This window comes from Kitasatospora sp. NPDC034533 (assembly GCF_055575155.1).
The window spans coordinates 12,987-23,714 of record NZ_JBVITE010000046.1 but is presented as its reverse complement, the minus strand read 5'-3'; the positions used below and the strand labels follow the sequence as shown (position 1 = coordinate 23,714).

Below are 10,728 nucleotides of genomic sequence, written 5' to 3'. Positions count from 1 at the left end.
GCTCCTCCGTCCTCTTGGAGCAGCGTCCTCTCAGAGCAGTCGGCACCACCACACCTCACCACACCGCCTTACCCCCGGGAGACCCGATGACCGTCCGACTCGCCCAGCTGGCAGACCGGGTGCTGCGACCCGTCCTGCTACCGGTCCAGTTCGCACTGCTGCTGTTCACCTTCCGGCTCGGCCGTCTCCGGGCCGCCCGCGCACGCGGCGACCGGGGCGCGATCAGCATCGAACTCGCCCTCGCCATCATCGCGTTGGTCTTCGTCGCGGGCGCCGTGGCGACCGCGCTCTACCTGCTGAAGGACAAGGTCGTGAAGAAGGTCGAGCAGGACCCGAACCTGCCGGGCGGCGCGGGCGCGGGCGGCGCCACCCCGTGATGCGTCCTGCTCTCCGTCGCGGCGGCGACCGGGGGTCGATGAGCGTGAGCCTCGCCATCGTCTTCCCGGTCGTCCTGCTGCTCCTGCTGCTCGTCGTCCAGGCCGCGCTGTGGTGGTACGACCGGCAGGTCGCGCTCACCGCCGCCCGTGAGGGCGTGGACGCCGGGCGGGTGCAGGGGAGCGCGACGGACGGCGAGAAGAACGAGGCCGCCCAGCGGCAGGCCCGCGACTTCCTCGACCGGCAGGGCGTGCACGAGTACACCGTGGGCACCGAGGGGAGCACGGCGCAGACCGTCCGGGTCACCGTGCGGCTGACCCCACCGCTGCTGCTCCCCGGGCTCAAGGCGCCGGCCATCACCCAGTTCGCAGAGGCGCCGCGCGAGCGCTTCGTCCCGCCGGCGGTGAAGCCGTGAGGCGCGCGCCGCGGACACCGGCCCGGTGGCGGCGGCGCGACCGGCGGGGCGGGCCGGACCCGCTGAACCGGCGGGGCGGCTCGAAGCGTCGGGACCGCGGCGGGATCGCGATCGAGGCGGCGATCGTCGTCCCGGGAGTGGTCGGGCTCGTCCTGGTGGCCATCGCCGCCGGGCGGGTGCAGACCGCGGCCGGCACCGTGGAGGCCGCCGCCCGGGCCGGAGCCCGGACCGCCTCCCTGCAGCGCGGTGCGGTCGGTCCGGAGCAGCCCGCCAGGGACTCCGCGCTCGCGACGCTGCGCCAGCAGGGCGTGTCCTGCCGCGACGGCGACGTCCGCGTCGCCAAGGGGCAGCTGAACCTGCCGGGCGGACCGGTCGCCACCGTCACGGTCACCGTGGTCTGCGACGTGGAACTGGCCGACGTGCTCGGCGGACCGTCCGGCGTACCCGTGACGAAGCACCTCGTCGGCGAGTTCACCTCGGTGGTGGACCGCTACCGGGGCACCTGAGGACGTACGGCGCCGGCACCCGCGGGACGGGGGATTGGAGAAGGCCCGAGTGGGGAAACGCAAGCGGAGAGCGCTCGGGGGATGACACAGCGGTACCGAGTGGCGCCCGGTGGGGGCAGGTGGGGAGAGCAGCGTGCGGAGTGGGGGGAGGGGACGGGGATGGTGAGCGGACTGCGGCGACGGCTGTCGGCGCGCCGGTCCGACCGGGGCGCGGTGGCCCTCTTCGTGGCGATCTGCGCGGCCTACGTCGTGCTCGTCATCGCTCTGGTGATCGACGCCGGAGGCCGGCTGCGGATCGCCGAGCGGACCGACGCCTACGCCCTGGAGGCCGCACGGGTGGGCGGCCAGCAGCTCGACCAGGCCGCCGTCCTTCAGGGCCAGGGCTTCAAGGTCCAGGAGAAGTACGTCCGGGACGCCGCCGACGCCTACCTGGGCCTGTACGGCCTCCGGGCGGGCGGCATCGAGTTCTCCGGTGACGGGAAGGTCGTCACCGTCACCGTGCAGGCCGACTACCGACCGGTCCTGCTGGGAGCCCTCGGGGAACGGAAGGTAACGGGCAAGGGCAGTGCGACCCTCGTCCACGGAGTCGAGAAAGCGGAGACCGACTGATGGCCGCGCCACGTGCCAAGGACCAGGCCCGAACCGCCCAGGCCCGTACCGGCAGGGCCGGGAGCTCCCACCGAGCCGGCGGCGCGCGGGGGCCCGCCGCCCCGCTGCCCCGACCACCGCGCGGGCGCGGCCGGGCCGTGATCACCGCGCTCGGCGCGCTGGTCACCCTGCTCGCCCTGCTGCTCGGTGTCCCCGCGCTGCTGCTGTACGGCACCGACGCGGTCGCCGGGATGGGTGACGTCACCTCGGGCGGGGTGGGCGAGGCGCTCACCAGCTCGGACGACGGAAGCCTGTTCCTGTGGGCGCTGGTGGTGGTCGGCTGGCTCGCCTGGGCCTGCTTCGCGCTCTCCGTCCTGCTGGAGATCCCCGCCCAGCTGCGCGGCCGGATCGCCCGCCGCATCCCGGCCTTCGGCTGGAGCCAGCGGCTCGCCGCCGGGCTGGTCGGCTCGGTGCTCGCGCTGGTGCCGGTGGCCGGCTCGGCCTTCGCGGCCGTCCCCGAACTCGACGACGGCCCGGCCGCCCAGGCGCAGGTGACGCCGGGCGTGCAGCGGGCCGCGCTGCCCGCGGCGCAGTCCGCGCCGACCCTGACCCCGGCCGCCGAGCAGCAGAACACGTACACCGTGCGGGACGCCCGCCCGGCCGACAGCCTGTGGTCCATCGCCGAGCGCCAACTCGGCTCGGGCGAACGCTGGGTGGAGATCGCGAAGCTCAACGAGGGCCGGGTGATGGGCGATTCGGGCGTCCGCTTCGACGCCGACCGGCCGATCCAGCCCGGCTGGGAGCTGCTGATGCCGGCGGACGCCAAGCCGGACGAGGCGAAGGCGCCCGCGCCCGCTCCTTCGGGCGATGCCGCGCAGGGGGCGCCCCAGGGCGCGCCGCAGAGCGTTCCGCAGTCCGGTACGGAGGCGGGGCCCGGTGGCGCGGCCGGCTCCGGCGCGCCGCGGACCGTCACCGTCCAGGCCGGGGACAGCCTGTCGGCCATCGCCCAGCGGGAGCTGGGGGACGGCGAGCAGTGGCCGAAGCTCTTCGAGGCGAACAAGGGGGCACAGGCGCCGGACGGGGAGCAGCTGACGAACCCTGACGTGGTGGTGCCGGGAATGGTGCTCACGGTGCCGGGGACGGGGGCAGCGACTCCGGCTCCTGCTCCCGGTGACCAGGCCGCCCAGCCCGGGCAGGCTCCCGCCCCCGCCCCCGCACCGGCCGACCAGGCGCCGGCCCAGACTCCGGCTCCGGCTCCGGCGGCGGGCGCCCCCGCCTCGGGCGCCCCGCAGTCGGCCCCCGCGCCCACGCACGCGCCGGCCAAGGCGCCGGCCCCCGCCGCGCACGCCGACCCGGCCACCGGCGGCGACTACACCGTCGCCCTCACGGCCTCCACCGTCGGCGTCCTGCTCGCCGCCATCATGGTCGGCACCGTCGCCCACAAGCGCGGCACCCAGCAGCGTGCCCGCCGCCCCCGGCACCGCATCGCGATGCCCGGCGCCGAGGCCGCCGCCTTCGAGAACGAGCTGATGGCCCGGCAGGACGGCGCCGGGCTGGACCTGCTGGACCGCGCCCTGCGCACCCTGGCCCGCAACACCGTGCGCGGCGGCAAGCGGCTGCCCGCCATCGTCGCCGCCCGGATCACCCAGGGCCAGACCATCGAGCTGCACCTGTCCGGCCCGGCCACGCCGATCGCGCCGTTCCGCGCCGCGCACGCCGCCAACGTCTGGTGGTGCAGCGCCGACTCCGGCGACCTGCTCAGCCCCGGCCAGGCCCGGAAGACCGCCGCGCCGTACCCCGCCCTGGTCACCCTCGGCAGCTCGCCGGACGGCTCGGTGGTCCTCGCCGACCTGGAGGCCGTCCGGCTGCTCCACCTGTCCGGCCACCCGGACGACGCCCGCGACGTGCTGCGCACCCTCGCCATCGAGCTGGCCCACAGCCCGCTCGCCGACCGGCTGCACCTGCACCTGGTGGACCTCGCCGAGGAGGTGCCGATCAGCGGCCCGGCCGCCGAGCGCGTGCACCGCCACCCCACCCTGGAGGCCGCGCTCGCCGCCCTCGGCCCGCGCACCGCCAAGGCCCGCGCGACCCTGGTCGCCGCCGAGGCCAGCAGCCCGCGCGAGGCCCGCAGCCGGGGCCAGGCCGACGAGTCCTGGACGCCCGAGATCGTGCTCTGCGCGCACCAGCCCGGCGGGGAGATCCCGGCCGAGCTCGGGCGCCTGCTCGACGCCCGGCCGCGCACCTGCGTCGCGGTCGTCACCCGCGCGCCCGAACGCGGCACCGGTCCGGTGGCCCGCTGGACCCTGCCGACCTCCGGCCAGGCGGCGATCCCGGGTCTGCACCTGACGGTCGAGCTACAGCGGCTCAGCGGGCAACAGTACGACCAGGTCACCGAGCTGCTGCGGGTCGCCGACGACACCACCCAGCACCCGGCCCCGGCCTGGACCCTGGACGGGCCGGACGGGGACACCGACACCACCGAACTGCCCGTCGCCGTACCGGTGCTGGCGGGCGTCGGAGCCTCGGGCGGCGGAGCGCAGGAGGGCGCGGGCGCGGACGCCGGTCCGCGGCTGGTGGCCCGGGTCATCGGCACCGGGGCCAGCCCGTTCGCGGGCACCGACCCGGTGACGCCGGCTCCGGCGTCGGCGCTGGTGCCGGCTCAGTCCGCCGGTCCTGGTCCCCTTCCCGTTCCGGCTCCCTCGCCGGGTGCGGGTGCGGGGCCGGGCGCGACGTCGGTTCCGGCCGGTCCGGCGCGCTTCGCCGTCAACGGCCAGGGGCGGCAGGCGGCCACCGACGAGACCACCCGGGACCTGCGGCGCCCCGGCCCGCCGGAGGGCGAGGGCGGCGCCGAAGGGACCGCCGAGTCGGGGGGCGGGTCCTCGGAATCCACGGCGACGATGGTCCTCGCCGTGCAGCCGGTCGTGCCCCGGTCGGCCGAGCCTCAGCCGGTCGTACCGCAGCCGGCCGAGCCCACCACGGAATCCGTTCCCGGTCCGGCCGCCACTGTCGGGGCCGGCGCCGACGCGGGAGCCGCCTCCGGGACCGTGGACGCCCCGGAGGTGGCTGAGGCCGCCGAGGTCGTGGAATCCGTCGAGACCGTCGATACCGTCGAGTCCGGTGAAACGGCCGACAGCTCGGGCGCCGTCGCCACCCAGGCGCCCGAGCCCGCGCCCGCGCCCGCCGTCGAGCCGGGCCCCGCCGCCGTCGCGCCGGTCGCCCGGACCACCCCCGGCCGCAGCGACAGCGACGACCTGCTCGCCATCCTCCGCTCCCCGGAGGCCCACGCCCCGCGCAACGCCCCCCGGATCCGCCTGCTCGGCCCGGTGGACGTCGCGGGAACCCTCGGCTCCACCACGCCCGGTGCGCTGCCCAGGCTCACCGAACTGGCCGTCTACCTGGCGCTGCGCCCCGGTGCCGACCGCCACGCCCTCGACCACGACCTGCACCCCGGCGCGGCGCACCTCGACCCGCACCCCACCGCGGCCGACGCCCAGAGCCCGCTGCCGGCCAAACTCGCCGACCTGGCGGCCTGGTTCGGCCAGTCGCCCGATGGGCGGGCCTTCCTGCCCACCGAGGGCACCGAGGGCTACTCCTTCGCCCCGGCGGTCACCTGCGACTGGGACGAGTTCCGCAGCCTCTACCGGCGCGGCATGCGCAGCACCAGCGCCACCGCCGACGCCGCCCTCGCCCACGCCCTGGCCCTGGTCCGGGGCGCGCCGTTCGCCGAGGCCCCGCCGGCCTCGTACGGCTGGGCCGAGGCGGAGCGGCAGGACATGATCGCGGCGATCGTCGACACCGCCCACGAACTGGCCGCCCGCCGCCTGCAGTACGGCGACCACCGCAGCGCCGAGGCCGCCGTCTTCCGCGGCCTCGCCGTCGCCCCGGACGTCGAACTGCTGCACCGGGACCTCTTCTACGCGTACGCCTCGGCCGGCGCCCGGGACCAACTCCTGCGGGCGGTCAACCGGTTGGACGCGCTCAGCCGTCGTACCGGCCGGGACCTCGACGCCGACACCGTCACCCTCCTGCGGGACCTGCTCGCCGGCTCCTGACCCAGGCGGCCCGCTGCCCGGCCACTCCCACGGGGGAGGCCGGGCAGCGCCGTTGACGGGCCGACCACAGCGGCCGCGGCCGGTCAGACGGTCCGCAGCCAGGCCTCCAAGGCGGCGAAGTCCGACTCGGTGAGCCCGCGTCCGGGGTCCACCCGGTGGAGGAGGGCGCGGGCGGCGGAGTGCACGGCGACCCAACGGCGGTCGGCCTCGGCGATCTCGTCGTCCACCCAGGCGAACGGCCGCCCGTCCGCCCATGCGACCAGCGCACGCGTCTTCCAGTGCACGCCGTCCGGCTGGTCCGGTTGCTCCACCGGCCAGTCCACGACGGGCAGTCGGGGCAGGCCGAGCCAGGGCGCGAGGCACTCGTTGGCATCCTCCAGCCACGTCGTGGCCCACACCGGCTCGCCCGGCAGGCCCAGCAACCGCGCCCCCAACTCCGGGTCCACCCGGCCGATCAGCGGGTTCCCGCCGGGCAGCGCGCCGGACGGGACGTACGGGCTCCGGAACGTCGGGTAGCCGCCCGGCGGCGGATCGCCGAAGGGAATGAGCGGGCCGTCGACGTCGAGGAACAGCAACGGGCGGCCGGCATCACTCATGACGGCACCCTAGCGGGACGGCGTGGGCGGGGTGGCGCGCCGATCGGCCACCCGGCCTGGAACGGGCGAGCCGGGATCTCGTAGGGTGGCGCGCACGGAGTGTGGTGGCAGGCACCACGCGGGCGAGGGCATCAGACGCCGCGGGAGCGGCGGGGCGGGGCGGTGACCAGGAGATGGCGGAGACGACAGCGGTTTCCGGAGGTCCCGACCCGGCGGCCGACCCGGGCCCCTGGGACGCCGTACCGCCGCCGCCGCGTCTGCCGGTCGGGGAGCACCCGCCCGGTCCCGCCGCGCTGTACGAGCCGCCGCCGCCCCCGGCCGCTCCCGCTCCGATCGCAGCGCCGACTTCGGAGCCGGTTTCGGAGCCGGCTTCGATTCCGGGTGTCGGGATGGGTGTCGGGACGGGCGTGCAGGGGGGTGCGCAGCCGATCGGGCAGGCGCCCGTGCCGCCGCCCGCGCCCCCGGCCGCGCCTCCTGTGCCGCCCACCGGATGGACCCTCACCGGACTGCCGGCCGTCGGGTCCGCGTCCACGGCGACCCCGCCGCCGTTCCCGGTGCAGGGCGTGGCCCAGGGCGCTGCCGCCGTCGGTGCGGGTGGGCTCGGTGCGGCGCCGCGCGGGCGGATCCTGGTGATCGAGGGCGGGTACGGCAACTCCGGCCGCCGCACCTGGGGGCGGGGCGGCCCGGCCCAGGCGCCGGTGCTCTCGGCGATGCTCGCCGCCGTCTCGCCGCAGGTGCTGCTCGCCGCGGACGCGGTGGACGCCGTCCACCTCCCCGGCGCCGGCGACCCGCACACCGTCCTCGCCCACCTGCGTGCCGCCTCCCGGCACCCGGGACCGCTGCTGATCCACCTGGGCGGCCACGTGGTCGCCGACAAGCGCGGTGGCCAGCTCCAGTTGACCCTGCGTGACGCCAAGCAGGACGGCCTGCCCTGGCAGGCGCTCGCCGCCGAGCTGGGCCACCGTCCGGCCGAGTGGCCGACCCTCGTCATCGCCGACCTGAGTGCCGATCAGAACGCCTGGCCGTACCTCCAGGGCACCGTCTCCCCGCTCAGTGAGGGCATCCCGCTGTGGGCGGTGGTCAGCCCGGACCCGGAGCAGATCGGCACCTTCACCCGTGCCCTGATCGAGGCACTGCACGGCGGCCGACCCGGCGCGGGCGAGGTGCTCGCCCCCGAGCAACTGCGGCAGCAGGTGTACTCGGTGCTGCGGCCGGACGTGGTCATCCTGGCCACCCACGCTCCGGAGCGCCCGTTCTTCCGCAACACCGCCCGGCGGGGCGAGGGGCCGGCGGCCGAGGTGGCGCCGCCCCCGGTGCCGCTGCCGTCGCGTTCGGCGGAGCCGCGGGACGCCGTCGCCGACCGGCCGGTGCCCGCGCCGGCCGTGGTGCCTGTGCCGTCCGCCACGGCCGGGGCCTCCGGCGCGCCGGCCTCGCCCGGAACGTCCGCCGCGCCCGGAACGTCCGCCGCGTCCACCGCGTCCGAGGCGGACCCGGTGACGGCTGGTGGGGGCCCGGTCAGCCTGGTCAAGCCGGGCGTACCACCGACCCCGCCGCGGCCGGCCCGTCCGGTCAGCCTGCTGAAGGCGGGTGAGGCGGGTGAGGCGGGTGAAGCGGGTGAGGCGCCGGCCGTGAACCTGCGCAAGCCCGTTCCGGCCGACGCCGTACCGGTGGACCGCACGCCGGTGACCGGTGTCACGCTGCGCAAGCCCCGGCCGGAGCCGGCGGACAGCGTCGCGGAGCCCGAACTCCCGTGGGTGGAGGCCGTGGTGGCCTCCGAGGCCGGGGTCGAGGTGGCGGCGGCGGTGGAGGAACCGGTCGGGGAGGTCGTCGGGGAGGCGCCCGAGGACGCTGTTCCGGTCGAGCCGGCACCGGCGGATGGGACGCCGGCCGACGGGGGACCGGCCGACGGGGGACCGGCGGGCGAGGCGCCGGTGGGCGAGGCGACCGCCGAGGTGGTGCCGGCCGACGAGACTTCTGCGGACGAGACGCCTGCCGATCAGACGCCTGTGGACGAGGCGCCCGCTGACGAGGTGCCGGCCGACGCCGTGCCCCAGGGCGGCGTGCCGGCGGGCGAAAGGTCGGTCGACGCGGCGGCCGTGGCACCAGCCCCCGTCGACGGGACGCCCGCCGCCCCGGCCGAGAGCCCCGCCGAGACTCCGGCCGAGACGCCCGGCGCCGAGGCCCCCGAGACCGGTCGGCCCCGTGCGGACTACCGCGAGGTCATCGGACGGATCGTCCGCAGCGCCGACGCCGGGGACCACGCCGCCGCCACCGATCTGGCCTTCGCGCTCGAACTGGAGGCGATCGCGGAGCACGGGGCGGTGTCCGAGCCGGTGCTCCAGGTGCGGCAGGTCCGGGCGCACGTGTGCCGGCTCGCGGGCCGAGCGGCCGAGGCCGCGGACATCTACCGCGAGGTGGCGCTGACGCTGCTCCGCTCGCAGGGCCCTGACCACCCGGAGACCCAGCGGGCGGCCACCAACGCCGAGGCCTGCTGGCGCGCCGTCACCGACCGGGCCGAGGCGATCCGGATCGCCCCGGAGATCATCGAACTGCGCGCCCACCTCCCGGGCCCCGACCGCCGCAAGCTCCGCGCCGCGGAGCGCTACCTCGCCCAGCTGGCCGCGACCGACTGACAGACGGCCAGGAGACGACGAACAGCGAACAGATGACAGATTTCGAAATCTGTCATCTGTTCGCTGTTATCTGTTCGCTGTCATCTGTTCGTCGTTACCTGTTGCCCGCCGTCGCGCGCGGCCCGCCGTTTCAGCGAGCGGCGATCGCGTGCACGAACTTGGCGGCGTCGATGGTGCCCAGACCGCTGGCGAGGTCGTATCCCGGAGTGGCGTTGTAGCCGGTGACGCCGCCCCAGCTGTTGTCGCCCTCCTTCACGTCGACGATGCCGGTCAACTGGCTCGGCAGCAGGTTCATGCCGTACAGGCGCCAGTTGAGCTGGCCGAGGCGGTGGCCGGCGAGCTGGTCGGCGAGCGCGACGACACCCGAGAACAGCGGCGTGGCCTCGCTGGTGCCACCGGTGAGGTGCCAGCCGACCGAGGTCGGGTCGTAGGACTCGTAGGTCCAGGCGGCGCCGTCCACGGCCGCGCTCATGCTGATGTCCGGGGTGCCGCGGTGGTTGCCGGTGACGTTCGCGACGCCGGCCTGGTACCACGGGCGCTCGAAGATCCCCGAGACGCCACCGCCGCCGGCGCCGGACTGGTCGTGCCACACCTTGTCGGGCGCGGTGCGCTTGCCGGAGTCGTCCAGGGTGAGCTGGGTGCCGCCGATGGAGGTGACCAGCGGGTCCGAGGACGGCCAGGAGTTGACCTTGTACGGGTACAGGTCGGTGCCGTTCTCCTGGGCGTCGGTGGCGCCGTTGTCGCCGGAGGCGGCCAGCACCGTCACGTTGTGGTCGGCGGCGGCCTGGAAGGCGTACCGCAGATCGGTGAGCGACTTGAAGTCGCCCTTGTCGTAGCCCGGGAAGGTGTTCTCGGTGGCGCCGAAGCTCTGCGAGATGACGTCGCCGCGGCCGGCCTTGATGAGGGCCTTCTCGGCGTCCATCATCTCGGGCAGGCCCGTGGTGCCCTCGGTCTCGGAGACGCCGGTCTCGACCAGGACGATGTGCGCGTCGGGGGCGACGGCGTGGGCGTACTCGACGTCCAGGGTGGTCTCACCGGCCCAGCCGGTGTGGTCGGGGTTCTTCGGGTCGAAGGCGGGGACGTCGCCCCACTTGACCACCTCGACGTTGGTGTCCTTGATGCCCCACTGCTTGTCGAAGACCTCCAGGTCGTGCTGGATGGTCGGGGAGCCGAAGGAGTCGACGATGACGATCGTGCGGCCCTTGCCGGTGATGCCCTCCCGGTACAGCGGGTCCAGGTTGTAGGCGGTGCGGTACTGGAGCGGCGAGTAGCAGTGGATGCCGATCTGGCTGACGCACTGGGTGGTGCTCAGCGGGGCGACGCGCGCTTGGGCGTTGTGGTGCCCGAAGGAGGCGGGACGGACGTGGACGCCCGTCAGGTCGTGCGCGGGGGCGGCGATCGCGGTGCCGGCGGCCGGTACGGCGACGGTGCCGGCCGTGAGGGCGGTGGCCCCCACGGCGAGCAGAGCCAGGGCGCGGCGGAGGGTGGCGGGGCTGCCCATGGGACTCCTTGGGACGCAGGGCCCGACCTGGTTCGGTCGGGTGGGTCCGGCCATCCCATCGA

General features: G+C 76.1%; 8 protein-coding genes. 6 read left to right on the top strand and 2 right to left on the bottom strand.

Features of this window, described 5'->3' with window-relative positions:
• The first annotated feature begins 86 nt into the window (after window positions 1-86).
• The 5 genes from ACZ55U_RS27050 to ACZ55U_RS27030 all read left to right on the top strand — a co-directional run bounded on the left by ACZ55U_RS27050 (window position 87) and on the right by ACZ55U_RS27030 (window position 5,936).
• Window positions 87-377 (top strand): hypothetical protein, encoded by a 291-nt coding sequence (locus ACZ55U_RS27050; RefSeq protein ID WP_465529902.1) that lies wholly within the window; start codon window positions 87-89, stop codon window positions 375-377.
• A 38-nt stretch (window positions 378-415) separates the two neighbouring features.
• The gene (locus ACZ55U_RS27045) at window positions 416-790 is read left to right on the top strand and encodes a TadE/TadG family type IV pilus assembly protein (RefSeq protein WP_465529900.1); all 375 of its coding nucleotides are present in this window, start codon (window positions 416-418) and stop codon (window positions 788-790) included.
• The gene (locus ACZ55U_RS27040) at window positions 787-1,296 is read left to right on the top strand and encodes a pilus assembly protein (protein WP_465529898.1); all 510 of its coding nucleotides are present in this window, start codon (window positions 787-789) and stop codon (window positions 1,294-1,296) included. Before ACZ55U_RS27045 ends, ACZ55U_RS27040 begins: the two co-directional genes overlap by 4 nt.
• A gap of 159 nt (window positions 1,297-1,455) precedes the next feature.
• Window positions 1,456-1,905 (top strand): hypothetical protein, encoded by a 450-nt coding sequence (locus tag ACZ55U_RS27035; protein ID WP_465529896.1) that lies wholly within the window; start codon window positions 1,456-1,458, stop codon window positions 1,903-1,905.
• Window positions 1,905-5,936 (top strand): LysM peptidoglycan-binding domain-containing protein, encoded by a 4,032-nt coding sequence (locus tag ACZ55U_RS27030; RefSeq protein ID WP_465529894.1) that lies wholly within the window; start codon window positions 1,905-1,907, stop codon window positions 5,934-5,936. The genes ACZ55U_RS27035 and ACZ55U_RS27030 overlap by 1 nt, the downstream gene beginning before the upstream one ends.
• Before the next feature lie 83 nt (window positions 5,937-6,019).
• On the opposite strand, the gene ACZ55U_RS27025 is transcribed toward ACZ55U_RS27030, so the two are convergent.
• Window positions 6,020-6,532 (bottom strand): HAD domain-containing protein, encoded by a 513-nt coding sequence (locus ACZ55U_RS27025; protein ID WP_465529892.1) that lies wholly within the window; start codon window positions 6,530-6,532, stop codon window positions 6,020-6,022.
• A 563-nt stretch (window positions 6,533-7,095) separates the two neighbouring features.
• Here ACZ55U_RS27025 and ACZ55U_RS27020 point away from each other — a divergent pair.
• Window positions 7,096-9,165, top strand: coding sequence for a hypothetical protein (locus tag ACZ55U_RS27020; protein WP_465529890.1), 2,070 nt, complete (start codon window positions 7,096-7,098; stop codon window positions 9,163-9,165).
• A gap of 130 nt (window positions 9,166-9,295) precedes the next feature.
• Here the strand turns inward: ACZ55U_RS27020 and ACZ55U_RS27015 are convergent, their stop codons facing one another.
• On the bottom strand, window positions 9,296-10,666 hold the full coding sequence (locus ACZ55U_RS27015; RefSeq protein WP_465529888.1) for a S53 family peptidase: 1,371 nt from the start codon (window positions 10,664-10,666) through the stop codon (window positions 9,296-9,298).
• Window positions 10,667-10,728 lie beyond the last annotated feature (62 nt).